28 protein-coding genes and 1 pseudogene are annotated in these 26,388 nt (G+C 67.3%); 9 read left to right on the top strand and 20 right to left on the bottom strand.

All coding sequences use genetic code 11. From position 1 onward, the window contains the following. The first annotated feature begins 184 nt into the window (after positions 1-184). Complete coding sequence (locus AC1P0E_RS15890; RefSeq protein WP_482742816.1) at positions 185-2,071, top strand: FAD/NAD(P)-binding protein; 1,887 nt, start codon at positions 185-187, stop codon at positions 2,069-2,071. After that, positions 2,068-2,475, top strand: coding sequence for a cupin domain-containing protein (locus tag AC1P0E_RS15885; protein WP_482742815.1), 408 nt, complete (start codon positions 2,068-2,070; stop codon positions 2,473-2,475). Before AC1P0E_RS15890 ends, AC1P0E_RS15885 begins: the two co-directional genes overlap by 4 nt. Positions 2,476-2,532: 57 nt before the next feature. On the opposite strand, the gene AC1P0E_RS15880 is transcribed toward AC1P0E_RS15885, so the two are convergent. Further along, positions 2,533-3,297, bottom strand: coding sequence for a helix-turn-helix domain-containing protein (locus AC1P0E_RS15880; RefSeq protein WP_482742814.1), 765 nt, complete (start codon positions 3,295-3,297; stop codon positions 2,533-2,535). Positions 3,298-3,360: 63 nt separating this feature from the next. Here AC1P0E_RS15880 and AC1P0E_RS15875 point away from each other — a divergent pair, with 63 nt between their 5' ends. Then, positions 3,361-4,800, top strand: a complete 1,440-nt coding sequence (locus AC1P0E_RS15875; protein ID WP_482742813.1) for a DHA2 family efflux MFS transporter permease subunit — start codon at positions 3,361-3,363, stop codon at positions 4,798-4,800. A gap of 36 nt (positions 4,801-4,836) precedes the next feature. Further along, positions 4,837-5,847: a type I glyceraldehyde-3-phosphate dehydrogenase gene (gene gap / locus AC1P0E_RS15870; protein ID WP_482742812.1), complete on the top strand. Its 1,011-nt coding sequence runs from the start codon at positions 4,837-4,839 to the stop codon at positions 5,845-5,847. A gap of 212 nt (positions 5,848-6,059) precedes the next feature. Here the strand turns inward: gap and AC1P0E_RS15865 are convergent, their stop codons facing one another. From AC1P0E_RS15865 to AC1P0E_RS15850, 4 genes are all read right to left on the bottom strand, one after another. After that, entirely contained in the window at positions 6,060-7,109 is a 1,050-nt protein-coding gene (locus AC1P0E_RS15865; RefSeq protein ID WP_482742811.1) for a YaaC family protein, read from the bottom strand. A gap of 241 nt (positions 7,110-7,350) precedes the next feature. Beyond that, positions 7,351-7,914 (bottom strand): hypothetical protein, encoded by a 564-nt coding sequence (locus AC1P0E_RS15860; RefSeq protein WP_482742810.1) that lies wholly within the window; start codon positions 7,912-7,914, stop codon positions 7,351-7,353. Positions 7,915-7,999: 85 nt separating this feature from the next. Continuing rightward, positions 8,000-9,268 (bottom strand): MFS transporter, encoded by a 1,269-nt coding sequence (locus tag AC1P0E_RS15855; protein WP_482742809.1) that lies wholly within the window; start codon positions 9,266-9,268, stop codon positions 8,000-8,002. Then, complete coding sequence (locus tag AC1P0E_RS15850; RefSeq protein ID WP_482742808.1) at positions 9,265-10,629, bottom strand: MBL fold metallo-hydrolase; 1,365 nt, start codon at positions 10,627-10,629, stop codon at positions 9,265-9,267. Before AC1P0E_RS15850 ends, AC1P0E_RS15855 begins: the two co-directional genes overlap by 4 nt. 85 nt (positions 10,630-10,714) lie before the next feature. On the opposite strand from AC1P0E_RS15850, the gene AC1P0E_RS15845 reads away from it, so the two are divergent. From AC1P0E_RS15845 to AC1P0E_RS15835, 3 genes are read left to right on the top strand one after another with little or no spacing between them, the layout of a single operon-like run. Continuing rightward, complete coding sequence (locus tag AC1P0E_RS15845; protein ID WP_482742807.1) at positions 10,715-11,383, top strand: ArsR/SmtB family transcription factor; 669 nt, start codon at positions 10,715-10,717, stop codon at positions 11,381-11,383. 28 nt (positions 11,384-11,411) lie between these two features. After that, entirely contained in the window at positions 11,412-11,684 is a 273-nt protein-coding gene (locus AC1P0E_RS15840) for a sulfurtransferase TusA family protein (protein ID WP_482742806.1), read from the top strand. A gap of 60 nt (positions 11,685-11,744) precedes the next feature. After that, positions 11,745-12,080, top strand: coding sequence for a YnfA family protein (locus AC1P0E_RS15835; protein WP_482742805.1), 336 nt, complete (start codon positions 11,745-11,747; stop codon positions 12,078-12,080). Between the two features lie 2 nt (positions 12,081-12,082). Here the strand turns inward: AC1P0E_RS15835 and AC1P0E_RS15830 are convergent, their stop codons facing one another. Further along, positions 12,083-12,553: a MarR family winged helix-turn-helix transcriptional regulator gene (locus AC1P0E_RS15830; RefSeq protein WP_482742804.1), complete on the bottom strand. Its 471-nt coding sequence runs from the start codon at positions 12,551-12,553 to the stop codon at positions 12,083-12,085. Positions 12,554-13,005: 452 nt separating this feature from the next. On the opposite strand from AC1P0E_RS15830, the gene AC1P0E_RS15825 reads away from it, so the two are divergent. Next, positions 13,006-14,046 carry a C40 family peptidase gene (locus AC1P0E_RS15825; RefSeq protein WP_482742803.1) on the top strand — a complete coding sequence of 347 codons (1,041 nt, stop codon included), beginning with the start codon at positions 13,006-13,008 and terminating at the stop codon, positions 14,044-14,046. A 42-nt stretch (positions 14,047-14,088) separates the two neighbouring features. On the opposite strand, the gene AC1P0E_RS15820 is transcribed toward AC1P0E_RS15825, so the two are convergent. From AC1P0E_RS15820 to AC1P0E_RS15805, 4 genes are all read right to left on the bottom strand, one after another. After that, positions 14,089-15,000 carry a M56 family metallopeptidase gene (locus tag AC1P0E_RS15820; RefSeq protein ID WP_482742802.1) on the bottom strand — a complete coding sequence of 304 codons (912 nt, stop codon included), beginning with the start codon at positions 14,998-15,000 and terminating at the stop codon, positions 14,089-14,091. Next, positions 14,997-15,365: a BlaI/MecI/CopY family transcriptional regulator gene (locus AC1P0E_RS15815; protein WP_482742801.1), complete on the bottom strand. Its 369-nt coding sequence runs from the start codon at positions 15,363-15,365 to the stop codon at positions 14,997-14,999. Before AC1P0E_RS15815 ends, AC1P0E_RS15820 begins: the two co-directional genes overlap by 4 nt. Before the next feature lie 98 nt (positions 15,366-15,463). Then, positions 15,464-15,997, bottom strand: a complete 534-nt coding sequence (locus AC1P0E_RS15810) for a hypothetical protein (RefSeq protein WP_482742800.1) — start codon at positions 15,995-15,997, stop codon at positions 15,464-15,466. After that, positions 15,994-16,263: a hypothetical protein gene (locus AC1P0E_RS15805; RefSeq protein WP_482742799.1), complete on the bottom strand. Its 270-nt coding sequence runs from the start codon at positions 16,261-16,263 to the stop codon at positions 15,994-15,996. The genes AC1P0E_RS15810 and AC1P0E_RS15805 overlap by 4 nt, the downstream gene beginning before the upstream one ends. A gap of 110 nt (positions 16,264-16,373) precedes the next feature. Between AC1P0E_RS15805 and AC1P0E_RS15800 the strand changes: the two genes are divergently transcribed. Beyond that, entirely contained in the window at positions 16,374-16,952 is a 579-nt protein-coding gene (locus AC1P0E_RS15800; RefSeq protein WP_482742798.1) for a TetR/AcrR family transcriptional regulator, read from the top strand. 72 nt (positions 16,953-17,024) lie between these two features. On the opposite strand, the gene AC1P0E_RS15795 is transcribed toward AC1P0E_RS15800, so the two are convergent. The 10 genes and pseudogenes from AC1P0E_RS15795 to AC1P0E_RS15750 all read right to left on the bottom strand — a co-directional run bounded on the left by AC1P0E_RS15795 (position 17,025) and on the right by AC1P0E_RS15750 (position 26,317). Then, on the bottom strand, positions 17,025-18,299 hold the full coding sequence (locus AC1P0E_RS15795) for an MFS transporter (protein WP_482742797.1): 1,275 nt from the start codon (positions 18,297-18,299) through the stop codon (positions 17,025-17,027). A gap of 81 nt (positions 18,300-18,380) precedes the next feature. Next, on the bottom strand, positions 18,381-18,911 hold the full coding sequence (locus AC1P0E_RS15790; RefSeq protein ID WP_482742796.1) for a carboxymuconolactone decarboxylase family protein: 531 nt from the start codon (positions 18,909-18,911) through the stop codon (positions 18,381-18,383). A gap of 108 nt (positions 18,912-19,019) precedes the next feature. Next, entirely contained in the window at positions 19,020-19,862 is an 843-nt protein-coding gene (locus AC1P0E_RS15785) for a hypothetical protein (RefSeq protein WP_482742795.1), read from the bottom strand. A 617-nt stretch (positions 19,863-20,479) separates the two neighbouring features. Continuing rightward, positions 20,480-20,890, bottom strand: a complete 411-nt coding sequence (locus AC1P0E_RS15780; RefSeq protein ID WP_482742794.1) for a four-helix bundle copper-binding protein — start codon at positions 20,888-20,890, stop codon at positions 20,480-20,482. Positions 20,891-21,056: 166 nt separating this feature from the next. Beyond that, positions 21,057-21,595 (bottom strand): annotated as a pseudogene (locus tag AC1P0E_RS15775) (DUF4396 domain-containing protein). Positions 21,596-21,683: 88 nt separating this feature from the next. Then, positions 21,684-22,472, bottom strand: a complete 789-nt coding sequence (locus AC1P0E_RS15770; RefSeq protein ID WP_482742793.1) for a F510_1955 family glycosylhydrolase — start codon at positions 22,470-22,472, stop codon at positions 21,684-21,686. A 246-nt stretch (positions 22,473-22,718) separates the two neighbouring features. Beyond that, a complete protein-coding gene (locus AC1P0E_RS15765; protein ID WP_482742792.1) occupies positions 22,719-23,351 on the bottom strand; it encodes a DUF305 domain-containing protein in 633 nt (210 codons plus the stop codon). An 87-nt stretch (positions 23,352-23,438) separates the two neighbouring features. Then, the gene (locus tag AC1P0E_RS15760) at positions 23,439-23,855 is read right to left on the bottom strand and encodes a DUF6153 family protein (RefSeq protein WP_482742791.1); all 417 of its coding nucleotides are present in this window, start codon (positions 23,853-23,855) and stop codon (positions 23,439-23,441) included. Positions 23,856-24,309: 454 nt separating this feature from the next. Next, entirely contained in the window at positions 24,310-24,594 is a 285-nt protein-coding gene (locus AC1P0E_RS15755; RefSeq protein WP_482742790.1) for a hypothetical protein, read from the bottom strand. 421 nt (positions 24,595-25,015) lie between these two features. Then, a complete protein-coding gene (locus tag AC1P0E_RS15750; protein WP_482742789.1) occupies positions 25,016-26,317 on the bottom strand; it encodes a hypothetical protein in 1,302 nt (433 codons plus the stop codon). Positions 26,318-26,388 lie beyond the last annotated feature (71 nt).

Raw genomic sequence — 26,388 nt, 5'->3', positions numbered from 1 at the left:
TCATGAGCGCCGCTCATATTGTGTATGAGTACATTGCAATTGATTTGCCCGCGGCGTCGCGGGTAATGTCCCGGGCCGTGGGGCGACCAGCCCGCTGAATGCGGAGAAGCCCATCCTGTCTTCCCGCCGTCCCTGCGTGTCCTGAATTTCATGAGAATTCCTTGGGCGCGCAGGCTCCGTAAGCATGCTGCAAGAGAGGTCGAGTGTGGTGGCACATTCACGCCGAATCGCGATTGTCGGCAGCGGCCCCCGGGGCCTTGGCGTGCTGGAACGTATCGCCACCCGGCTGGCCGAGGCCCCGCCCGGCGCGGCGGAGATCTTCCTGATCGACGCGGTGCAGGTCGGCTGTGGCCGGATCTGGCGCACCGATCAGCCCGACTGGTTTCTGATGAACACGGTATGTGGTGAGGTCACCATGTTCTCGGGCCCGCCGGACGGCGGTCCGGCCAGGCCCGGTGCGGGGCCGTCCCTGGCGCAGTGGTGGGCCGAGACGGACCTGTCCTGCCCAGGTCCCGACGGCTATGCGCCGCGGGCGCTGCACGGCCGGTACATGTCCCACGTGCTCGACGTCGTCGAGGCCGGCCTGCCCTCCGGGACCACGCTGCACCGCGTCAAGGCCACCGTCGATGACATCGAGCCGGAAGGCGGTGGTTACCGGATGCTCCTGTCGGACGGCAGCTCACTGCACACCGATCGGGTCGTGCTCGCCACGGGCCATCCGGCACCGGCCTTGACCGGGCACCAGAAGGAGCTCGCCGAATTCGCCGCCGCCCGTCCCGGACTGCGTTATATACGCGGCGACTCGGCCGCCGATATGCCACTGCACGACATATCGGCGGACGCGACCGTAGGAATTCTAGGGCTGGGCCTTTCTTTCTACGACATCATGTTCGCGCTCACAGTCGGCCGCGGTGGAAAATTTATTGAGGGCATCGACGGAGACGTCACGTACGAGCCGAGCGGGGAGGAGCCGCGCCTGGTCGCGGGCTCACGCAGCGGCATACCCCTGCCTGCCCGTGGACGTAACCAGAAATCGTCTGCCTTTTCCTTCCGGCCCGCCCTTTTCACCCCGCAGCGGATCAGGGGCCACGCACCGTGCGGTCCCCTCGACTTCGACCGCGACATCCTCCCCTGGCTGGTCGCGGAGGTGCACCTGACCTACTTCGCGGCGGTTCTGCGCTCCTCCGGTGCCGACCGTGCGGACGCCTTCACCGCTGACGTCGTCGCTTCCGCCGTCGACGGCCCTCCCGACATCGCGGACATCGCCGCACGGCACGGCGTGCAGGACCCGTCCGCCGCCCCAGATCTATGGCAACTCAGCCGCCCCTTCGGTGGACAGGACTTCCCCGGCCCGGAGGCATTCCGGCAGTCCCTGACCCAGGCGCTGCGGCGGGATCTGGCGCACGCCGAACGCGGCAACGTCGACGACCCCCTCAAGACCTCCCTCGACGTGCTCCGCGACACCCGTTGGGTCATCCGCGAACTGGTGGACTTCGGGGGCCTGAACCCCGATTCGCACCGTACGGATTTCCTCGCCGAATTCGCCCCGCGCAGTTCGTTCCTGGCCGCCGGTCCGCCGAGGCTACGGGTGCGCTACGCCCTCGCCCTCATCGAATGCGGTCTGCTTCATGTCGTCGGCCCGGACAGCCGGTTCACCGGCGACACCGCGCGGGACTCGTACGTGATCTCCTCACCCGCGGTGGCCGGATCCGCGGTGCCGGCCGACATCGTCATCGACGCCCGTATCCCGAATCCTGACGTACTGCGGGATCCCGCGTCCTTGAGCCGGAACCTGCTGCGGCACGGCATCTGGACGGAGTTCGTGAACGGCGAGGGCGACGGCGCCTTCCCCACCGGCGGAGTGGCGGTGACCACCAGCCCCTTCCACCCGGTGGCGGCCGACGGGCAGCCGGACACCGGGCTCTGCGTCCTGGGTGTCCCTACCGAGCACACCCGCTGGTTCACCCTCGTGGGCAGTGGACGGCCGGGCCCCTGGAACGAGTTCATCCGTGACGCCGACGCCATCGCGGCCCACTGCCTGGCGCCGTACCCAGAAGGAGAAGAGTCATGACCGACGCCGCACCACGTGCCGGTGGACATCAGGAGCGAACCGTCACGGTGCTGAGGAACCTGCACTCGGCGGCGGGCCGCGAGGCGGTGCAGTGGAATACCTGGACCCAGCCCGGCCGGGCCGGCGTGGACATCGCCCCCCTTTACGCCACCGATTCCCCACAGCCCGCCGCGGCGTTCCTCGTCCGTTTCGCCCCGGGTGCCCACGGCGATCTCCACGAACACCTCGGTTACGAGCTGATGTTCGTACTCGATGGCGAGATGGTCAACGACAACGGGGACCGTTACGCGCCGGGCGATCTGATCATCGAGGCCCCTGGAAGCATCCACCGCATCACGACTGAGACGGGCTTCACCGCGCTCGGCGTACGGGAGGCGCCCACAGCACCCCTCGCCGAGAACTGACCGTACCCGTACGGAACGTCAAGGGACCGCTGCCTTCAGGCAGTGGTCCCTTGACGTTCATTCGGCGATGTCGACGCCGAACGTCTCGGACATCCCCTGCCGTCCCGCGTCCGTGAGATGGACGACACGCGGTGCCACGCCATAGCGCAGCCAACGCAGCTTGAAGAAGCGTTCGGTCAGCGCGGCGCCCAGAGCTCCCGCGAGATGGTGTCGCTGCTCGCTCCAGTCGACGCAGTAGCGGACGGCCGGGCGGCGCGTGGTCGGGAGCCGGTCGACGTCGATGCCGAATGCGCCGAATCGCTGCTCGCCCGCGGCCGTCAGACGGTATTTCAGGTCCTTGCCGTACGAGGCCGGCCGGTCCGTGGATTCCTGCCGGGCCGCCTCCGCCCTGTCGTGCCGGGTGAGCAGTTCATGGCTGACGAGGGCGTCCATGAGGCTCACGCCGAGGGAGCCGGCGACGTGGTCGTAGCACGTACGAGAACGGCGCAGGGCGTTCTCCCGGCTGCTCGCCCGCAACGACGTGACGGGTGTGGCCACGGCCGGCGCGATGACGGCCAGCGCCTCCAGGGCGGTGGCGATCTCAGGGCCGGTGAGGCGGTAGTAGCGGTGCCGTCCGGTGTGTTCGACGGTGACCATTCCGGCCTCGGCCAGCTGACCGAGGTGGACGCTCGCGGTTGCCAGGCTGACCTCAGCCTCGGTGGCGAGAACACTCGCGGACAGCGGCCGCCCGTCCGAAAGCGCCTTGAGCATACGGGCTCGGGAGGCGCTGGCGAGCAGCCGCGCGGCACGGGCGATATCGGGCTCTCGGTTCGACTGTTCCACAGGACCGAACCTACATCAACACTTAGTCGGATGGCTAAGTGTTCCGGTCGGAGAATCGCCATCATGAGCACTACGACCGGACCGACCTTCGCTCAAAGAGCCCCCGCCACCGACGGGGGGCGGCTGTCCTGGCCTCCTCTCATCGCGCTGAGCCTGGGCTATTTCCTGGTGATGCTCGACATCACCGTCGTCACCGTCGCCGTCCCCACGATCAGGGACTCCATCTCGGCCGGCGCGTCCGCCATGGCCTGGGTCGTCGACGGCTACAGCACGGCCTTCGCCGGTCTGCTGCTGCTCGGCGGCAGCCTGGGCGACCGGCTCGGGCACCGCAAGGTGTTCCTGACCGGTCTCGGCGTGTTCACGGTGGCCTCCATCGGCTGTGGAGCCGCCACGACCCCCATGCTCCTGATCGTGGCCCGGCTGCTGCAGGGGGCCGGCGGGGCGCTGATGGTGCCGACTTCGCTGGCGCTGCTCGCTGCCGCGTACCCGTCCAGGGCAGCCCGGGCCAAGGCCCTGGGCATCTGGGGCGGTGTCGCGGGTGTCGCCTTCGCCGCCGGCCCGCTGGTCGGCGGGCTGCTGGTGGCCGGCCTGGACTGGCGGGCCGCGTTCTGGCTGAATGTACCTGTCGCGCTTCTTGCCGTGTGGCTGACAAGGAAGCACGTGCCGGCGCCGGTGGCCCGGACCGGCGGGGGCGGACTCGACCTTACCGGACAGGTCCTGGGCATCGTCGGCCTGACCGCGCTGGCGGGCACGCTCAACGAGGCCGGCACCCAGGGCTGGACATCCCCGCTCGTACTCGGTGCGCTCGGCGCGGGTGTCGTAGCCCTCGTCCTGTTCGTCCTGCACGAGCGGCGCCTCGAGGCCCGCGACGGCCAGGGAACCGCTCCGCTGCTGCCGCCCTCGCTTTTCCGCTCGCCCGCCTTCTCCTCGGCCGCCGCCATCGGCGTGCTGCTCAACCTCGGTTATTACGGGATGCTCTACCTGTCGACGCTGTACTTCCAGAACGAACGCGGCTACGACGCGCTCGGCACGGGTATCGCGCTACTGCCCACCGTCTGCATGGCGGTCGTTGCCGCCCCGCTGTCCGGCCGTCTCACGGCCCGCTACGGCCCCCGGCTGCCGATGACCTGTGCGCTGCTGCTGGGCGCTGTCGGCTTCCTCGGCTGGCTGTTCGCCGGCCCGGACACCCCGTACTGGATGCTGCTGTTCGCCCTGATCGCCACCGGCCTGGCCACTCCCACCACGGTTCCGGCCGCCACCGCGGCCATCGTGCAGGCCGCCCCGGACAACAGGTCAGGTGTGGCGTCGGCCGTCTTCAACGTGGCCCGGCAGGTCGGCAACTCCGTCGGTGTGGCGCTGTTCAGCACGCTCATCGTGACGTCCACGAACCTCGTCACGGGACTGCACGCAGCGGCCGTCATCGCATCTGTGGCCTTCTTCGCCGGCGCGCTGCTGGCCCTGAACTCCGGTCGGACCGCGAAGGCGCACAACACCCAGTCCTGACCCGTCTTGACCCCATTCACAAGGAGAATTGCACCCATGTCCCTGCGTATCGCCATCAACGGGTTCGGCCGGATCGGCCGCGCCGTCACGCGCGCTGCCCTCCCGCACCACGACATCGAACTCGTCGCCGTAAACGACCTCACCGACCCGGCTCTTCTGGCCCACCTCCTGCGGTACGACTCCGTACACGGTCGTCTCGACCAGCACGTCGCGGTGGACGGAGACACCATCACGGTGGGGGAGCGCACCATTCCGGTGCTGCGGGAGAAGGACCCCGCCGACCTCCCGTGGGCGCGCATCGGCGTCGACGTCGTCGTTGAGTCCACCGGCGTCTTCACGGACGGAAAGGCCGCTGCGGCGCATCTGGAGGCCGGCGCCGAACGCGTCCTGATCTCGGCACCGGCCAGGAACGAGGACCTCACTGTGGTCTTCGGGGTCAACGAAGGTGCGTACGACGGCTCGCAGAGGATTGTGTCGAACGCCTCGTGCACGACGAACTGCGCCGCCCCTATGGCCAAGGTGCTTCACGAGGCGTTCGGCGTCCGCCGCGGCATGATGAACACTGCGCACGCCTACACCAGTGACCAGCGCCTGCATGATGCCCCCCACAACGACTTCCGCCGTGCCCGTGCCGCAGCGAGCAACATCATCCCCACGACCACTGGCGCTGCCCGCGCCATCGGCGTGGTGCTGCCGGAGCTGGCCGACCGGATCGACGGCCTCGCCATGCGCGTACCCGTCATTGACGGCTCGATCGTCGACCTGACCGTCGAACTGGACCGTTCGGTGACTGTGGAGGAGGTCAACACCGCATTCGCCCGCGCCGCCCGGAGCACCCTGCAAGGCGTCCTCGTCTACAGCGAGGAGCCACTGGTCTCCTCCGACATCGTGAGCACACCCGCTTCGTGCACCTTCGACGCATCCCTGACCATGGTCAGCGACGACGGCCGGGGGGGCTCCCTGGTCAAGGTCGTCGGCTGGTACGACAACGAGTACGGCTTCGCGCACCGCACGATTGACGTTGCCCGACTGCTCGCGGCGAGCTGACCAACTGCCTGCCCTTCGAGGCCCCCTGCATATGAGGCGCTGCGCAACATTCGCGATCCGCCGCCCCGTGGCCCGCGAATGGCACGGCCGGAGAATGAACAAAGAAGCCCCAGGCCGACGGCCTGGGGCTTTCTAGTGGAGCGGGTGACGAGAATCGAACTCGCGCTCTGCGCTTGGGAATCAACCAGCCCTTGATCGCCAAAAAGATCGCGCTACAGCGCGACTGGCTTGCGTAGCAGCATGGGTTTTCGGTCCAGGCCCTCGAGTACCAGGTGAGGGATGGCCGTGAGGGCGGTGCCCAGTGCGTACTCCAGTGCTGCCGCGTTGCAGGACTTGTCGATGTCCAGTGCTTCGGTCCATTTCCGCGGCTGGTACCGGGCCAGCATCGAGAAACTGTAGAGCAGCAGCCACCACGACATCAGAGGGGTGGGAGGGGCAGCGTGTGGCTCGAGTGCCGGACGCAGAAAGCGATGGCCGAGGTAACGGTGCTCAGGCGCGAGGGCGTCGAAGAAGTCGTCGATCTCTGTTGCGCTCATGTTGTCCTTTGGACATGACCACCAGAGTTCGACCACGAAGCGTCCGGGGCGGATCTCCCGGAATGACTCTTCTGCGTCAGCCCAGCACTGGGCACCTTGCAGGCCGGGGTAGCGCGACAAGAACCTCGCTGACCACTCCTGCCGGCTCGGCGTTGCGGGCAGCTCCTCGTTCACGCATACCGAGGCATGCAGGTACTCGAAGGGCGGTGCAGAGGTTGCCGCCTCTCCGTTCGGGCCGCCGGTGGAGGGGTAACTGTCAGGGATGAAGTCGAGGGTCGGCGCGCACGCCGTTCCGTCGAGGGCCACCTCCATGAGGTCCGGTATCGACGTCCACAAGGCTCCCAAGCTGACCGCCCCAGTGGTCCCTGCGGAGCCGGTGGCGTCGGCCACAGCCTGAAAGGCGCCCCTCCCCTCAGGCCGGACGGTGATGTCCGGCAAGGGTGCCTCCATGTCGAGGATCTTCAGGCCATGCTTGTTGAAGGTCCAGGTACCTGGTGTGTGGGCCGCAGTCATAGCGAGTCCGGCCTGGGCCAGGCCGTAATAGAGGTTGATGGGACGAGTGGCCGGGGAGACGGCCTTCGCCGCGTCCATCTGTTCCTCGAACTGCTGCAAGGCGGCGGAGAACGTCTTCCTGCGTGACGTTGAGTCCTTGAGTTTGGTCTTGTCCGTCAAGCTTGTGCGGCGATAGCGCAGCCCCAGTCGGACCGCCGTTGATGCCTCATCCATGCCCAACCCACTTCCTGCCGCGGGCACTGAGTCTGCCTGGCCATGGGCCTGTTGGCACGGCCTTTACCCCATGTGTGCGTGGCGGGCGGTCAAGCCGGTGCAAGGCTCCGGCGATCTGAGGGCCGCCGTAGGGATCACCTCGTCGCTGACCTATGAAAGGCAGCACGAATGCGAGTGATGCCTGCGCCCGTGGGGCCGGGTCGCTGATATTCGCTTTGGCGTTGTCGGAGAATGATCGCGGTCAGTTCTTGAGGCTCGCGCGTCTGGCGCGAAGCGAGTAGGTTGTCCCATCCGGGCCGCTGTGGCTGCCCCAGCCGCCAGTCGTCGCGATGATCCAGCCGCGCTGTTCCCGTATCTGGGCGGCGAAGGTACGCCGTTCGCGGATGGAGCATCCACAGTCCAGGCGTACGTCGATACTGACGTATTGGCTTCGGGGGTTCTCACCACGGTCCGTTGTCTCCCAGCGGACATCGTGGACGTGTTCGGCGAGCCCCGTGCGCTCCTCGTCGTGAAGGATCCCCAGAGCACGTGCGTACTCGTCGAGGTCGTCGATGGCGAAGAGATCGCTTGACCATTCGCCCGGCCAGACCGCGTACAGCCTGGATACGCCTGTCTTAGCGCGCTGGTAGGTGTCAGGCCCTGCCCCCTGCGTGACAGAGCCATCCGTGTGGACCTCGACGTAGCACGTGGTTCGCAGCGTGTACGGGAAGTCCTTCCCGGCTGCGGCAGCGCTTCTCGGCTCCATCGATCCCCCAAGCTTCTGGAACTGCGACGCGGCTGTCCACGCTAGGGCAAACAAGTTCACGCCGTGGCCGTATCGCAATGGCTGAGGCGTCGATGATCCGTGACGTCGATGATCTTGGTAGCTGACCCGGGCCCGTTGCTCGTGATCAGGTGCGGGGGTGGGTCTCGTACATCCTCACCGCCACTACCAGTCCGGAGGCGGCGGTGAGTGCGGCGATGGCCCAGATGGCGGTGGTGAGGCCGTAGGCGTCGGCGAGTACTCCGGCGAGGAGGGCGCCGACGGCGAAGCCGCCGTCGCGCCACAGGCGGTAGACGCCGACGGCGCGGGCGCGCCAGGCTGGGTGGGCGACGTCGCCGATGACGGCGAGCAGGGTCGGGTAGACGAGGGCAGTGCCGATGCCAAGGAGCACTTGGGCGGTGGCCCAGACGCCGAAGGTGGTGCCGGCGGCGACGAGCGCGATGGCGGCGGCCTGCAGCAGCATTCCGGCAGTGATCAGATGCTTGCGTCCGATGCGGTCGGACCACCAGCCGGTGAGCATCTGCCCCGCGCCCCAGACTGCGGGATAGAGGGCGGCGAGGATACCAATCTGGGCGATGGACAGGCTGTGGGCGGCGAAGAGAAGCGGGAAAATGCCCCAGGCCAGGGCGTCGTTGAGGTTGTTGACCAGGCCTGCCTGGCTGGCGGCGGACAGGGCTTTGTCGCGGAGGCTGGTGAGGCGGGCGATCTGGCCGGTGGTCAGTTCTCCGTTGTGCTCGTTGCCTGCCGGGGCGACGTGGCGGGCGGCTTCGAAGCGGGCGTGGTCGCGGGTCTCGCGTACGGCGAATGTCGTCAGGCCCAGGGCCAGGACGACGTAGGCGGCACCCAGCAGGAACGGCGCGGGGCGCAGTCCTGCGTGCTCGGCTATCGCACCGGTGGCCATCGCCGTCGCGGCGACAGCGACATACCCGGCCGCCTCGTTGAAGCCCATGGCCAGGCCGCGGCGTTCGGGGCCGACCAGGTCGATCTTCATTATGACGGTGGTGGACCAGGTAAGGCCCTGGTTGATGCCGAGCAGGATGTTGGCGGCGATGATCCAGCCCCAGGAGGGGCCCCAGGCGAGCATGGCGGGTACGGGCAGGGCGATCAGCCAGCCCGCGATGAGGACGGGCTTGCGGCCGTAGCGGTCGGACCAGGTGCCGGCGAAGAAGTTGGTGACAGCCTTCGTCGCGCCAAAGGCCAGGATGTACGTCAGTCCCAGCGTTGCGGTGGACAGGTGGAAGACGTCCTCGGCCAGCAGCGGCAGTACGGTGCGTTCCTGGCCGAGCATGCCGCCGACCAGGGCGTTGACCACGACCAGCAGGCTGAATTGGGCCAGGTTCGCTCTTAGTCCGAGACGTATGCCGGAGCTGGTCTCGGAGGTGGCGTGGGTGGTCACGCGGTCTCCTCCAGGGGGCGGCCGGTGGCCTTGGACCAGTCGCCGGGTCCGCCGTCGAGGACGGCGAGATCCTTGTGGCCGGCGCGTTGCAGCAGGCTGGCGGCGGTCATGGCGCGCTCACCGTGGCCGCAGGCGACGACGGCATGCTCCGGTGGTTCGCCGGCTTGGCCGGCGAGGTTGCCGAGTTCGATGTGGACCGCTCCGGGGATGTGTCCGGCGATGTGCTCAGCCCGCTGGCGGATGTCGAGGACCGGGCGTTCGGCGATCCGGTCGGCGGTGAGCAGTTCGATGCGCTCTGGTTCTCCGCCGCCTGCGGTCCAGGCGGCCATGCCGCCGTCGAGGTGTCCGGCCAGTCGCTCGTATCCGATCTTCAGCGCCTGCCACGTGAGTTCGGCGAGGTCCTGGCCGGGGTTGGTGACGAAGACGAGTGGGGTGTCGTCGGGCAGCAGCCAGCCCAGCCAGGTGGCGAACTGGTGGCGCAGCGGGATGGACACGGCGTCCGGGATGTGACCGGCGGCGAACTCCGCGATGGGCCGTACGTCGACGAGTTGAGCGCCCTCGCCGAGCAGGTTGCGCACCTGGTCCACGGAGAGTGCGGGGAGCCTGGGGTCGGAGCCGAGGATGGCGGGACCGCGCCGGTTGACCTCGCTCAGCCGGTCGAAGTACGCGGGGTAGGAGCCGAGGCTGCCGAGCAACTCCCGTACGAAGGTGTCCTCGTCCGGCGCCGCGAGCAGCGGGTTGGCCCGCTTCTGCGCGGCGATGGTGGTGGTGCGCTCGGCCCCTGGCGGGGCGGAGCAGAAGGACCCGGCGCCGTGCGTCGGCCATACAGCCGTCGCGTCCGGCAGCTGGGTCAGGCGCCGCAGTGAGCGGTACTGGGCGCGGGCCAGCTTCTCCGTACGATCGGCCCCGAGCAGGTCCGTACGGGCCGCCGAGCCGACGATCAGGGATCCGCCGGTGAACACACCCAGTTCGCGGGTGCCGTCCAGGAGCAGGAAGGACAGGTGCTCGTCGGTGTGGCCGGGGGTGGCCACTGCCCGCAGGGTCAGCCCGCCGAGGTCGGTCTCGTCGCCGTCGTCGAGTGAGGTGTGAGGGAAGGCGCGGTTTCCGGCGGCGGAGGCGAGTACGGCCGCGCCGTCGTCGGCGGCCAACTGCACCGCACCGGAGAGGAAGTCGGCGTGCAGGTGGGTGTCGGCGGCGAAGGCCACCGTCAGACCGCGCCGATCGGCTGCCTGGCGCAGGGCGCGGAGATCGCGGCTGGCGTCCACGGCCAGGGCCCGCCCGTCGCCGAGGTCGACGAGGTAGGCGCTGTTGCCCAGACCCTCATCGACCAGCGGTGTCAAGTGATCGTCGGCGAAGCCCATCAGGTCCTCCAGGTGTCACGGAAGGTGCGGGTCGCTTTAGCACCCAGCCTTAGCTACACTATTCCATGGAATAATGGAGGATGTCATGGGAGACCCCGCGCGCAAAGCCGCGCTGTACGACGCCTTCGCACGCACCGGGAAAGCACTGAGCAGCGGAAAGCGCCTGGAACTGCTCGATCTCCTGGCGCAGGGCGAGCGCCCCGTCGACGCGCTCGCCAAGGCGGCCGGGCTGAACATGACCACCGCCTCCGCTCATCTGCAGACCCTCAAGCAGGCCGGGCTCGTGGCCACTCGCCGCGACGGCGTACGCATCCACTACCGGCTGGCCGGCGACGATGTTGCAGCCCTGTATGCCCTACTGCGCCAGGTCGCTCAAACGCACCAGGCCGACGTCGAACCGGCCCGCACCGCCTACCTCGGCACGGACGACGCCGAGGAGGTCGACCGCGAGGATCTGCTGGCCCGCGCCCAGGCGGGCGAGGTCGTCGTCCTCGACGTCCGCCCGGCCGAGGAGTACGCCGCCGGACACATCCCCGGCGCGATCTCCATCCCGGTCGACGAACTCGCTGACCGAGTCTCGGAGTTGCCGGACAACGCGGAAGTGGTCGCGTACTGTCGCGGCGCCTACTGCGTCCTCGCCTACGACGCCGTACGCCTACTGAACGCTCGCGGCCGCAAGGCGGTTCGGCTGACCGACGGGATGCTGGAGTGGCGGCTGGCCGAGCTGCCCGTGGACAGCGGGGCCGCCGCGTGATCCCTGCTCTCCACGCAGACGGCGCCGAGTGACGCCTGATTTGGTGGTCGACGGCGGCGATCTGCTGTGCGTACAGCTTCTCCTGCTCCTCCGGCGGGAGATCGCCGAGGCGCCCGAGGGGACGCTGGTCCACGTGATCGCACGTGATCCTGCCGCCCCGCTGGACCTGTCGGCCTGGTGTCACATGACCGGACACACCTACCTCGGTCCCGTGCCCGACCCCGACCGCTTGGTCTACGCCCTGCAGCTCACCGCCACCCCGGTCCGTACTCGCTCCGGCGCGCCCTGGCACGCTGACTGAGCCCACTGATCGTCCTTACCGCCGCCCTCCGACCCCTCGAGGCAGAAAGCCCCGCTGTCCATGCTCGTTGCCCGCTCCATCGCCTTGTTCGCCGTCGCGGCCTTCTTCGAGATCGGCGGTGCCTGGCTGGTGTGGCAAGGGGTGCGAGAGCACCGAGGCTGGGTCTGGATCGGAGCGGGGGTGATCGCGCTCGGCCTGTACGGCTTCTTCGCCACGCTCCAGCCGGACGCTCACTTCGGCCGCATCCTTGCCGCGTATGGCGGGATTTTCGTGGCCGGGTCGATCGCGTGGGGCATGGTCGCTGACGGCTACCGTCCCGACCGCTTCGACGTCATCGGTGCTTTGATCTCCCTCGCCGGCATGGCCGTGATCATGTACGCCCCGCGTGGCCACTAGGGTCAGGCGCCCGCTCGCGGTTCCCGTCCGGCCGCATTGATGGCCCGAAGCCGTTCGGTCACTCGCTCCAGCCCCGTCCTGAAGACGTCGAGCTGAGCCGGTGGCATGTCTCCGAACAGTTCGGCGGCCAGTTCGTCGTGCCCGCCGCGCAGCGCCGTCGTCAGCGAACGGCCCTTGTCCGTGAGGGAAACCAGGATTGCGCGCCGGTCCGTGGGGTGAGCGTGGCGAGCGACCAGGCCGTCGGACTGGAGCGCATCCAGCAGGCCGGTGACATTGCGCGGCGTGACGCCCAGGCGCTCGGCCAGTGCCCGCTGCGTCATCGGCCCACCGTGCAGCAATGCCCAGAGCAGGCCGGCGCGTGCCGTCGTCAGGCCGCGCTCGGTGACACCGCGCTCCATCATCGCGCCGAGAACCTCGGCAAGCTCGAAGAGCCGATCCAGCGATGTGCTGACGGAGGAGCCCCCCTCCGCCATATCGCGAAGTGACTTCACTATGTAGCACCTCCTCGAACCACGGTAGCCGCGAAGGCGCCGATCTACCAGCACTCCACCAAGGAGCACCAGCGCAAACTCGCCGCCGACATCGACACCGACGTACGCCGCCAGCAGGCGGAGACGTCGGAGAACACCGGCGAAAGGGCAACCGTCCGCCTCGTCCCACCACCACGCGACGCCGACGAATTGGCCGTGCGGTAACCGTGCCCCGGCTTGGCAGTGTTGGACCGGCATTCATGGATCCGGCGCTGCCAAACACCTCACTGGAACTAATCTGCTTAACAGATTAGTATGCGCGAGTCTTCGCATGAACGGTCGCCTGCCCGGGGCGGCGGCGAGGGTGCCGCCACACCCGCTGTGCCTGAGCGGGTCCGGGGAGGGGCAGCATCGCTCTCTCGACAGGCGGGTCAAGGAAGAAGGAGCTCGCCTCAGTGGCGTCCCACCGCCGTCCTAAGCAGCCGAATCAGAGCTATGCGACCGTCCTCACGGTGACAGCGGCGGCCGCCGTCGCCATGTCGACGCAGTCGGCTTCGGCCGACCCCTTGCCCGACCCCAACAAAAAGGGCGTCAAAGCGCAGGTCGACCGTCTGTACGAAGAGGCGACGCAGGCCACGGAGAAGTACAACGGGGCGAAGGAGAAGGCCGACGGTCTGCAGAAGCAGGTGGCCGATCTGCAGGAGACGGCTGCTCGCAAGCAGGGCGAGCTCAACGAACTGCGTGGCCGCCTGGGCTCGATAGCTGCTGGGCAATATCGTACGGGCGGCCTCGATCCGTCGGTGCAGTTGTTCCTCTCGTCAGACCCGGACGCCTACCTGCAGAAGGCATCGGACATCGACCGGTTGAGCGCGCGGCAGGCCGACGCGCTCCAACTCTTCCTGTCGCAGCAGCGTGCCCTGCAGCAGAAGCGCAGTCAGGCTACGGAAAAACTCAGGGACCTTGAGGACACGCGCAAGGAACTGGGGAGCAGGAAGAAGCAGATCAACGGCAAGCTGGCGGAGGCGCAAAAGCTGCTGAACACGCTGACGGCCGAGGAGCGGGCGAAGATCGCCGCCGAGGAAGAGCGAGCCAACCGCGCCAGTGAGCGGGTCGAGCTCGGAAACGAAGGCAGTGCTTCCCAGCGTGCTGCTTCCGCCTTCAGCGCGGCCAAGGGCAAGGTCGGCATGCCCTATGTATGGGGAGCAACCGGGCCGAACTCCTTCGACTGCTCCGGCTTGACCTCCTGGGCCTTCCAGCAAGCCGGCGTCTCCATACCTCGCACCTCCCAGGCGCAGGCCAACGCCGGCACCCGGATCAGCTCCATGAGCGCTCTCAAGCCCGGCGACCTCATCATCATGCGCAGCGACCTGAGCCACGTCGGCTTCTACGCCGGCAACGGCCAGATCCTCCATGCCCCCAAGCCCGGTGCCCAGGTCCGCTACGAGTCCATCGCGCGCAGCGGAATGCCGTTCATGTGGGGCGTACGCATCAGCTGACGAAGCTGGGGCAACGCGCCGCATTCCGCCTCATGCGAGCCGTCACCCCAGGGTTGGCGGACAGGCGAGGAGCAGGGGAAGCATCGGTGCGATGACGGCCGCAGCCGCAGCCGATCCCCGCAGGGCGGGGTGGGGTGCGCGGCGCGGTCCGAGAACGCGCCGCATGCGAACGAGCGCGGTGTGGCCGCCGACCGCGAACGCGCCCCGTGGAGCGGTGGCCGCTGCCATCTCGTACATCGCCGTGGCGAAGACAGCATGCGAGTGCGTGCGCAGGGCGCGGTCGTCCGCGATCATCTCCAGCAGCAGTGCTGTCTGCTCCTTGACGTGACGTGCCAGCGGCACCCACCGGAACACCGACGCGAACGCCTCCGCCGCCGCCAGCACCAGGTGGTGGCGGCCGGCGACATGGGCGCGCTCATGTTCCAGTACGGCGTCGAGTTGCTCGGGTGACAGCAGTTCCACCGCAGCGTCACTGACGACGATCCTCGATCGCCGCCCAGGGAGGCAGTACGCGGCGGGAGCGTCGTACGCCAGAACCGTGGCGTGCAGGTGGTCCGAGTGCCGGCCCACCAGGTCCAAGGCGTGACGATGCCGGGCGCGTGCGTTGCGTGCTCGCAGTACATGCAGGGCGAAGCTGCCGATCAGGGCAAGCATGACAGCCCCTGGCAGGGCAACTGCCAGCTGCTGAGCCGTACCAGGATCGGGCCTTCCGACGTCCGCGTGCAGTCCGCACGCGTGCAGCAGACCGACGAAACCGCTGTGAAGGTGCTCGGTCGGGGCGGCGAGGTGGTACGCGGTGAGTGCCGCCGAGATGGCGAACGAGAGAGCCAGCGCCTGCCATACGACCGCCGCCAGCGCGGGTGCCCGGTGCGGCCAGCTGCTTCGCAGCATCAGCCGTGGGGCGACAACCCCCACGGCGGTCATGTATCCGATCAAGGCGGGGGCCGCGTTCACTGCTTGGCCTGCTGTCCCGTGGTCTCCAGGGCTTTGCGCAATGCGGCTACCTCGTCCTCGGACATGTTCTCGACGAAGTGGATCAGGGCGGCGGGGCGGTCCTTGCTGGTTCCCAGGCCGTCTTCCATGAGGGCGGCCGAGTACTCCTCACGGCTGCGAACCGGGGTGTAGTGCCAGGCGCGACCCTGCTTGTCGCGAAGCAGCCAGCCCTTGCCGTGGAGGATGTTGGTGACGGTCATCACCGTGCTGTACGCGACGGGCCGGTCCTTGTTGATGTCGTCCACGACCTCGCGCACTGTCGCGGGACGGTTCCAGGTCCAGAGACGGTCCATGATCTCCGCTTCGAGATGGCCGAGCCGACGCATGGCCCCTCTTTCTTCCGCCGCAGAGTACGCAGGCCATAGTAGGCCGCTGCGTGAGCGGCGACCCGTGTGTGGACCTTCGTCGACAACAGCCGCCGCATTCAGCCCACGGGCGCCGTACGCCGGGCGCGGTCGTTGCGCCGTTGCTCGTCCTGCTTGCGCCACCCGTACCGGGTTACGCCTCGCGGCTTGAACACGGAGAGGATCAGGATGAGGAGCAGGATCACCAGACCGCCGACGGAGTGGAGCAGCGTGCCGGGCAGCACGCGGGGATCGGCACTGGACGCCGCTGTCTCTGCCAGGTGGCTCACGGTCTGCGCCTGAATCAGCAGGACCGTGGCGGCGAAGACCGTGAGCAGGAGCTTTACCAGGACCCAGTAGTGCCGAACCAAGCCCCATGGGGTGCCCAAGGCGTTGATGATCCCGATGAGCACTGATGCGACGGCCAGCGGGACGATGGCGTACAGCACCGTCACCTCCATCGCGGCGTACGCGCCACGCACCGTCGACACGTCCTGGCTGGTCACAGCGGTGACATCGAGGGCGAGGTAGGCGAAGACCGCGCCGAGCCAACCCACCGAGGTGGCGACGTGAGCGGTCAGCACGACCTTGCGGAGGCGCGGGGGCATGATCATCGGTTGCCGCCCTCCAGTGCGTACGCGCCCGGGTTGCCGCCGGACACTGCCTGGATTTCTGTAATGCCGGTCTGCGGTGTGACGCCGGCGCCCATGTGCCGGCCAGGGCCGTGATCGCCGCCGAGGCCGGTGAGCTTCGCGATCACGACCAGCAGGATCAGTACGCCGACGATGATGGCCGACACCTTCACCCAACGTGGCGTACTGGGAGGCGATCCACGTCCCACGCCGGTGCCGTCGTCGGTGGTGTGGGGTGAGTCAGCCATGGGGTTCCTCCAGTGCGCACGGTCGGCGGGTCTCCGACGGCCAGTTTACGAGACACTGTGTCTATTTGAAATCGTGGTGTCACGGCAGCATCGCCACGTATACTGCTCTGGTGCCGAAGCTGTGGAATGAGACGATCGAGGCGCACCGCCACGCGGTGCGCGAGGCGATCCTGGAAGCCACCTGGGCGCTGGTGAGCGAGCACGGGCTGATGTCGGTGACGATGACCCAGATCGCCGAGAAGGCCGGCATCGGTCGCGCGACGCTGTACAAGTACTTTCCGGACGTCGAAGCGATCCTGGCCGCCCACCACGAACGTCACGTCGCCGGCCACCTTGAACAACTCGCTGGACTTCGGGACCAACCCGGCGACGCCGGCGAGCGGCTCGAAGCGGTACTCGAGCACTACGCCCTCATCTGCTACCACCGCAAGCGGCACGGCACCGAGGAACTCGGGGCGCTCCTGCACCGAGGCGAGCATGTCGCCCACGCGCAGCAGCAGCTCATCGACCTGTTCCGGGACCTGCTGGCCGAGGCGGCGAACAGCGGCTACCTCCGAGACGATGTCGCGCCCGACGAGCTCGCGAGCTACTGCCTCCACGCCCTGAGCGCAGCCGGCAACCTGCCATCCGAAGCCGCAGTCCGCAGACTTGTCGCCGTCACCCTGGCCGGACTGCGCCCGCCGCACTGAGTATTGCGGTGTGTCTCGCCAACAGTGCGTGCTGTGCACGACGCAGACAGTCAGAGCGCTGTACGCGGCGCATCACGCGGCCTTGGAAAGGGTGGACCGGTCCGTGAGGGGCGCGTGCCGGGCGGGTGTCACGGGGCTGGTCATGGCTCCTCGTCCGTCGTGGCGCGGCCACAGGAGGAGCGCACCGATCGCTCCTACTCCGGCAAGGACCACGAGGACGGACCAGGCAAGGGTGAAGCCGACGTTCGTGCCGAGCCATCCCGCGACGGGATAGGTGATCAGCCAGGCCAGGTGCGACAGAGAGAACTGGGCCGCGAATGCCTCGGGGATCGCGTTCCGTCCGACGGAGGCGCGCAGGACCTTGCCGGTCGGCGTGATGATCAGTGCCATGCCGATGCCGATCACGGTCCAGATGATCGCCGTACCGGTCCATGTGGTCAGGCCGGCCGCGATGAGCGTCACCGCGGCGGTCGTGCCGCCGACGAGGACTCCGGCGCCGGTCATCATGACGGTGCGGGCGGCGATCCGGTCGAGAACGCGGGGCAGCACGAGGGCGGCCAGGAGGGTTCCGGTGCCGGAGGCGGCGAGCATCCAGGCGACGTCCGACTGCGAGCCGCCGAGCTCGTCACGGACGTAGTTGACGGTGTTGACGACGACGATCGACCCTGCCGCCGCAACCACGAGGTTGAGCGCCATTATGCCGCGCAGCCGCGGCGTCCTGAGGAAGGTCCTGATCCCCGCTGCGGCCTTGTCCCATGCCTTGGCGTGGGTACTGGGGCGGGCCTCGGGGATGCGCGTCGACAAGACGAGCAGGGCGGAGATGAGGAATCCGGCGGAGGTGCCCAGGAACAGCCAGTTGAAGCTCATGAACGTCAGGGCGACGGCTGCCAGCACGGGGCTGAGCAGACTCTCCATCGTGGAGGCGACCTGGGAGGCGGACAGGGCACGCGTGTAGTCGGACTCGTCGGTGACGATGTCGGGGATGACGGCCTGGAACGTCGGGGTGAACGCCGCGGAGCCGGCCTGGAGCAGGCCGATCAGGACGTAGATGTGCCAGACCTCGGTGACCAGCGGCAGTGCCAGGACCACCGCACCGCGGACCACGTCGAGGAGGACCAGGAGAGTTCTCCTGGGGAGCCGGTCGACGTACGCGGCAGCCAGAGGGGCTATGAGCACGTACATGACCATCTTGATGGTCAGGGCGGTGCCGAGGACCATGCCGGCGCGCGGTCCTGCGAGGTCGTAGGCGAGCAGCCCGAGGGCCACTGTGGTCAGCCCGGTACCGAACAGGGCGATGACCTGGGCGCTGAACAGGTGGCGGTAGTCGCGGATGGCGAACAGACGCATGGCGGGTTCCTTCCGTGTCCATGCGGCGGGGCACGGCCCCGGGGTGGAGGCCGTGTCCCGCGAGTACAGGCGGGGGTGTCTCTACGCACCGGTGTCGCTCCCCGGTGTGAGGCCGGCGAGCAGGTTGAAGGCGCCGGTGAGGATGTTGAGTGCGACGACGCCGACGACATCGGCTATCACGCGGTCGCTGTAGCCGTGCTCACGCAGCGCGCTGACCTGTTCGTCGGTGATCGACGTCGGCTCGCGATAGACCTGGAGGGCGAGGGTGATGATCGCCGCGATCGCGGGATCGGCCGAGGTTCCCGCGTGGGCTCGCTCGATCTCTTCCTCGTCCACTCCCATGGCGCGGGCGGCACTGACATGCGCGTCGAGGCACAGCCTGCATCCCTGCAGGGCCTGGATGGCGATCGAGATCCGTTCGCTGGTCCTGCGGTCGAGTTTGGCTCGTCCCATGGCCCGGCTGAGCTGAAGGTAGCCGACCAGTACAGCCGGTGAGTGCGCCATCGTGGAGACCATGTCACCGATCTGGCCATGGCGGGAGACCAGGTCGGCGAGGAGGTCGCGCGAGGCGCCGACCGCCGTGTCGGGTGTGAGTCGGGTCAGGCGGGGCATGACGCTCCTTCCGATGGGGCGACGTGCTGGGGACGGTGAGGCTCGACGAGTCGAGCGCCCCTGGGCCGCGCCGTGTGCCGCGGCAGGTGATCAGTGGTGTTCATGCGGTCAGTGGTGTGCGTGGTGGCCGTGGTGGTGGTTGCTGTGCTCGGGTGCGGCCTGGGATGCCGCGTCCGAGCGGGGGGTGGTCGCGGTGGTCCGCACCGTGAACTCGGCCGTCCGGACGACGTCGTTGTGCTGGAAGTCCAGGTACAGGCGGTAGGTGCCGGCCGAAGGCGCGGCCGCCATGAACGCGATCCTGGGTCCCGGTGCGGTGGTGCCGTCGCCGGGTTCGCCCTCCGGGTGGACGTGGAGGTAGCCCAGGTCGCCCACCCGCAGTGCCACCAGGTGCCCGTACGCGGCCAGGTAGGGCTGCAGGTCGGTGACGGGGCGGTCGTTCCGGCTGACGGTGAGGGTCAGTTCGCTCGTCTCGCCGGGCAGGAGTTCGCCGTCGAGCGCGACGGTGTACTCGCCGATCTGTGCGATCCCGGTGGCCTCGGGGAGCGGCTGCGGGTCGTACGGCCCGGCGACCGCGACGTCGATCCCCAGCGTCATGGTCCCGCTGTGGCCGGCCGGGTGGACGTCGGCGAAGAACCTCCAGTCCCCCGGTTCCAGGGCCAGTTCGACGCTCCAGGTGCCCTTCTCGTTCATCACCGGGTGCACGTGCTGGAACCCGGCCGTGTCGCGCCGGACGGCGATGAAGTGCAGTTCTTTGTCGTGCTCGGTCACGAACTCGGTCACTGCCTGTCCGTCGGGGCCGATCACCCGGAAGCTGACCGGCTGCACGCCGACGGTGAGGATCGTCGAGTCGAGCTCGAAGGTGTACCCGTTCTCGGAGACCGACAGCCCACCGGGCTGGGCTGCGCCGTGGCCGCCGTGGTTGGTCTGGTCGTGGCCGGAGTGGTTCTTCATGACATCTCCAATGGTGTGATGCGCCTTCTGGCGTTGTCCGTTCAGGACGTTGATCACAACCGTATACCCCCCTGGGGTATTCCGCCTTAATGATGGAAATCTCGCGAGGGGGCCTGCTTCGTGCGCTCGTGACGCCGTACCGGTGGTGACGGCCCGCCAGGCCAGGACCCCGTGAGTAGGTGCGCGAGTAGTGCTGCCTCTTGTGCCAGCTGAACGTCCTCCACGGCCGGGCCTGCCGCAGCAGCCCGAGCGGCACCGATGGCCACTCCAAGTCCTCCAGCACGGCGTCGTCACCACGCCGGACACTCAGCCGTACCGGCGTGGCCACCGCTGTACTCATCGGACCACCGACCCCGCGTTTCCCGAGGCGCCCCCACCGTCCGCCGAACGCTGGGGGTCCTGCCCAGGCCATGCAGGCAGTCGACGATCAGGGCAGCCCTGTACACAAAGGCGGTCCTGTACACAAAGAGGGGGCTACTCGCTCACGATGCCGTGCTGTGATCGGAATGGAGCGCAACAGCGAAGGCCCTTCCCGAGCGACATGCGGCACATTGGAAAGGGCCTTCACTTGGGCGCAGCAAGCGGTGTGCGCACTGGTAGCTGCGGAACTGGGCTTGTCAGCCCAGGGAGGCAAGGAGGTCGTTGCAGGCTGCCTCGCAGCGGCGGCAGGCTTCGGCGCAGACGCGGCAGTGGTCGTGCATATCAGCGTGGCGTTCGCATTCCTCGGCGCACGCCTTGCAGACGGTTGCGCACGCGGTGAGCATCGCGCGGGTGATGTTGGCGTCATAGCCAGTGTGGCGGGACAGAACCGAGGCGGTGGCGTTGCAGATGTCGGCGCAGTCTGCGTCAGTACGGATGCACTTGGCCAGGTCGGCGATCATCTCCTCGGACAGGCAGGCGTCCGAGCAAGCGGTACACGCCTGTGCGCAGGCGATGCATGCCTCGATACAGCGCGCCAGGGCGTCGCGGTCCACGCCGCCGAGGTCCGCCGGGTAGGTGTCCAGCATGTCTTTGACCATCGTGGTCATCGTCGTCGCCTCCACGTCGCCAGAGCCTGCGGGTCCGGGCGGCCCGCCACCGGGCCTCGGCGTCGTTGAGACGGGTAACACGCCGGTGATTGGCGCAAACACCAAGGGCCCGCATCCGGGGGAACGGCCCGGATGCGGCCAGGCTCCGTCGGCGCAGTCGTACTGGTCAGTGATAGGCGTGGACGACGGCGTGGCCCTTGCCGCGGCCGATCATCCACTTGTTCAGCGGCGTGGTGATGACGAAGGCGACGGCGAAGCCGCCCAGGAGCGCGCCCCAGAACAGCCCGTCGGACAGGTGGGCGTCCAGGGCGCCGGGAGTGAGGGCGATGATCAGGTTGTCCACGAATTCCATCACGGCGATGGACACGGTGTCGGCCGCCAGCGCGACGCGGATGGCGGCCCTGAGCCGTAGGCCCACCCTGCGTACCGCGTACATGGTGAAGGAGTAGCCGAACAGGAAGGCCAGAGCGATCGCCAGCGCCATGGTGGGGACGTTGCCCCAGAGCAGGGCGGTGCCGATGGCCATGCCCAGGATCTCGCCGATCGCGCAACCGGTCAGGCAGTGAGCCGTCGCCTTCGCCGCGGTACCCCAGGAAGCGCCACCAGACCCCATGTGCGGCCGTGACCAGGGTCGGCGTGATCGTGTTCCGCATGCTGCGAGTCTGATGTGCTGGCGTTATGAGCGGTGTGGTCCATGTGATCCATGACGTTCTCCCTCCCGCCTTTTCCAGTCTGAGCCCGACGCGACCGCCCGGCACAGCCCAGGAGATGATCACGGCTGGTGGTGCCGCCGCTAGTGGTTATCACCGGACTCGTGATTGGGGCGTTGCAGCACCTTCCAGTTGCGGCCCCCGTCTTTGGACTCGTAGACCCGGTCGTCGACGTCGGCGGCCAGCAGATGCATGGGGCTCACGGCGGTCAGCACGGTGGGCTTCGTTCCTCGCGGAAGCGCGCCGCTGGCCGCCCAGGTGCGGCCGTCACGGCTGCTCAACACCTTCCCGTCCGCTCCAAGCGCGACCAGCGCGTCGGGAGCCGGGCGTTCAATCGCGGCCAGGTCAGGTGCTCCCGGCACGGGTCGGAAGGTGCGGCCGCTGTCGCCGCTGGTCACCAAACCGTCCGTCGTGGTGGCCCACACCTCTTTGGGCTTTTTCGCGTGGGCGGCGAGATCGCCGATGGGCAGTTGCGCTCGGCAGTCCCAGGTGCGGCCTTGGTCGTTGCTGGCCCAGATCTGCGAGGTCTGGCTGTCGAAGCCGTACAGCACATGGCCTGCTTGCTGGAGGGAGTGGAAGTCGGCCTCGCCTTCTGCCGACACGGTCGTCCAGGTTTTGGCGGCGTCGGTGCTGCGGATCAGGCCCAGGTGCGGGGAGGTGGCTGTGCGGTCGGTGGGTGAGGGGTGGCCGCTGGCCAGGAACGTGCCAGGGCCGGTGACGGTGAAGCCCATGGTGTCCTGGTAGCGGTCGGCGACCCGTATCGCCTTGGTCCCGGTCAGGCGGAAGACGCCCAGGTGACCGGCGGCGTAGACGGCGCCGTCGGCCGGGTCGACGCCCAGCCCGTGCAGGTGTCCGGTCCCTGGGTCAGGCACCGCGGAAGCCTCACCGGTGGAGTCGTCGCCGGTGGAGCTGCACGCCGCCGCAAGCAGGAGCGCGCCGCAGGTCAGGAGGGCAGCTGCTGCTCGCCGGGGGCGGCGTGCAGGCAGCACAAAGGAACGTGTGGTCACGGCAGAAGTCCAAGCTGGTCGTCGAACGAACGGATCATGGACGGCAGCACCACGCCGCCGAGGGGGATGCGGGGGCGGCTGGTAGCCGCCCCCGGGTTGTCGCTCGTACGGTCAGCTCTTGCCGAGCAGCTTGTTCATGCGCTCGATCTCGGCGCTCTGCGAGGCGATGATGTCGCCGGCCATGTCCTTGGCGGGCTGGTGGGCGCCGTCGGACTGCTCGGTCTTGGCCATCTCGATCGCGCCTTCGTGGTGCTTGATCATCATCTCCATGAAGGCGGTGTCGAACGCCGCGCCGGAGGACTTCTCCAGCTTGTCCATCTCCTCGGGCGTCATCATCCCGGTCATGGAGTGCCCGCCGTGCTCCGCGCTCTCGTCCTCCTTGGGCACGTCCTCGCCCCAGGCGGTGAGCCAACCGGACAGAGTCTTGATCTCCGGGTCCTGCGCCTTCTTGATCTCCGCGGCCAGCTTCTTGACCTCGGCGGACTGGGCCCGGGTCTCCGCCAGGTCGGCCATCTCGACCGCCTGACGGTGGTGCGGGATCATCCCCTTCGCGAAGGTGACATCGGCGGCGTTCTGCTTGCCCTGCTCGGCGGGGGCAGACGTGCTCGGCGAGGAGGTCTTGTCGTGGCCGTCGTGGCCGGCCGGACTGTCATCTCCCCCGCCACAGGCGGCGAGTACGACGGCGGCGGTGGCCGCAGCCGCAACAGCGGCGGCACGGCGGATCAGGGAACGGTGTGCGGTCATGGTGGTGCAACTCCTGTGTGTGCGCTTAATCGGGCATGGCTCTCGAAGGCGTCACCGGCTCGAAGGTGCCGGGCATGCCGAGGCCGCCTATATGCGCAGGAGTTGCAGCTCGCTCAGCGAGGGCGGGGCGCGTTCACCAAGCGTCGCCGCAGGAGCAGTTGCGAGCACGTCCGCTGTCGGGCTGGTGACCACCTTGTCCGGAGAGAGCGCGGGCAGTGCGGGCGCTCCGCTCGTGCCGCCGGCCGCGCAGGTGGCGTCGGCATGCTCGACGTGTCCGCCCGCATCGTCGTTGCCCTCATGGTCGACGTGTACGCAGTCACAGGCGTGAGACGGGGCTGCAGCCGTAACCGCATGGCGGGAATCCGGCGCGGCGTGGTTCAGCGCCGGAGGAACAGCAGGCCCCAGACCGTGCATGGCCACCACACCCGCCAGCACAGCCAGGACAAGCAGCACGTACGCCCGCACCCCACAGGGCCGGGTCGCACGCCACGCCTGCTGACTCATATCCGCATCCTAATGGGGGCCTTCCCCTGCCGCTGTTTGCGTCGGCATACAGCGGCCACTCAGCCCCGCTGTGGCGCAGGCCACATCAAATGCGTCTCGCGATACGAGATGAAGGGAGGGTGGCGGGCTTCAGGTGGCGCCCCAAGCCTCAATTCGGGCCGTTAGTGCGCCACTTATGGCACGCGAATGGCACGCGCCTTTGAAAATGGTCTAGACAACAACAAAGCCCCGGGCCAATGGCCTGGGGCTTCTCTTTGGAGCGGGTGACGAGAATCGAACTCGCGCTCTGAGCTTGGGAATCACTGACCGCTCGGGGCTAACCGAGGCGCTGACCTGCGGCAACCGTGCCCACGGGCGCCCACTGAACAGAACCGGTCTAGCTCGTAGTGACCGCTGTTGACCGGCTGTTCTGGTGCCAATCTGGTGCGCTGTCGTGCGACCTCGTGGACCGTGTTTAGTCCTCCGCCACGGCCTGGGCCGGCGCTTCCTCTTCCTCGCCGCCCACGGCCTCGCGAAGGCGCTGCTTCGCCGCGGCTAGGCGTTCGCTGTAGTCGGGCATGAAAATCTCGTTAAGCGTCTTGTCGAGCGTTCCGGAGACGGCGTAGATCGCGGACCAGACCGAGCGGTCCTTCACGATGGCGCTCAGGTCGTCGGACTTGAACATGGCCTCGTAGAGCCAGTCAGACAGGACGAGCGCTTGATCGCGCGTGAGCTTGATGACCACCGGTTCTTCATCCACGCGGCCACGGTAGCTGTTGGGAGACTGGCAGCAGCGTGCCCCTGGGCTCCTGCTCGGATGCGACACCCGCTTTAGGAGTTCGATCTCCGCTTCACCTGGTCGGGATCCGGCTCGCGCACCGGTGTCATATGTGGTTGCTGACTGTTGCCGCCGTTCGTAGTCGTTGATGTCAGTGTTGGATGTCAGCGGAACAGCTGCGGCTTCAGCAGGTATCCAGTAGTGCCTCGGGCCGTCTGCCCAGCTCAACCAGACATGCCGATCGCCACACACACATCGACCCGCAGGTTCGCTGCCCGGCGTCTTCACGCCTGGAGACCACGAAGCAGCCGGACTTCATCCGGTGGCTGCCTCGGGGCAGGCCGTTGCGTCGTAGGTCGTGTTGCGCTCCCTGATCCAGGACCGGCTCGTCACGACTGATGTCTCACATTACTTTTCCGTGAGCAATAATTATTTGTTCGGCGCAGAAGCGTAGAAGGGGAATCTCTTTGGAGAGTTCGTCATCATCGACGAAAGGGAAGTATTTCGGGCGGGCGCCATCCTTGGCGTGGACTAGAGAATTTCGTGTCTGGTAAATGCGCTTCGCTAGCGTGGCCTTCATCTCCGTTTCTCGGCTCGCTTCGAGGTCCACGGGGGCATTTTCGGAGAATGAGGGCGAGTTCTCCTTGTAGTAGTCGATCAAGCTCGAATCGTGCGCCCTCATATCATCGAGTAGCCGATCAGTCTCGACCAATTTTTCCAATACTAGCCCGAGTGCGCGTTGCTCGTCGACGCCGCCTTCATCGCGGACTTTCCGCTGAGTGGAGGTAACTAGTTTAATTACACCCTGAATGTCCTTTGATCGCTTCAGCGAAAAGGCTGGGTCTGCGATCTTCCTTCGCACTTGCTCAACGAATTCGTCGTTGAAAACTTTCTCGAAAAAATGCTCGGCAATGTGATAGTAGGAAAGATACTGAAGCATGGGACTTTCGGCGGAAACTGCCAGCTGGTAATGATGCACCAAGTCTGAGTTGTAAGTCATTCTCGGTGCGTCCATTGCGGCGTCTAGGGCTCGTCCGCGCCTACGCACCCGACCTGCCCCGGTCAGATGATCTGCGTTCGGTGCAACGCGGAACGAGAGGTCGTAGTTGAAGGCAAGCTGAAAGAGGAACGCCTCAGCGACGTCCTTGAAATCTGGTCGTTTTTGCGTTGACTCAATCCGCAGAGTCATAAAGGGCATCGCCTCGGTTACTGCACGAGAAAGCGAGAGTGCCTCAGCGGATGGACTGGGGTCGTAGTATCCGTAGTTTGCTCTGTTGCGCAGCCTTCGGCGAACCGACTGGATGTAATAGGCGCCCCTCCGTGGTGATGCGTCGCTATCGCTTAGGAGGAGATTCAGAGAGAACTCAAGAGAAGGATTGCCGATAGAATACTTTAGGCCGGTATCTTCGGAAGAGGTAATCTCTTCCAGGTCGCGGGGGAGAATCCCTGCGGGTCCAATTGAGCTATTCCGCACAATCAAGAGTTCGCAACGGTTAGGCCATTTGATCTGGGCGCAATTGTCCCTCGATGCCTGGTTGAGGTTCCCAACTGCTGCCTTTAGATCTGCGATGTCAAATCGCGTTACCTGGTTTTGTGAATCGACTTGGATCGGAGTTTCCAAAATTAGGTGGTTTTCCGTCCATGCGTCAATGGCGACGACTTTCCTGAGGGCGTTAATGGCCTCCTCTTGAGTGACATCAGTCATGGGCGCTCCGTTGCTCCGTGTGTGGCTTGTGGGCACGATGAGTCACTTATATCTGAGGACTTGGCTCCACG

The sequence above is a fragment of the Streptomyces sp. TRD_SC_5 genome (assembly GCF_056836825.1).
Note: the sequence above shows the minus strand (reverse complement) of the source record. Positions and strands in the feature narration are given on the sequence as shown.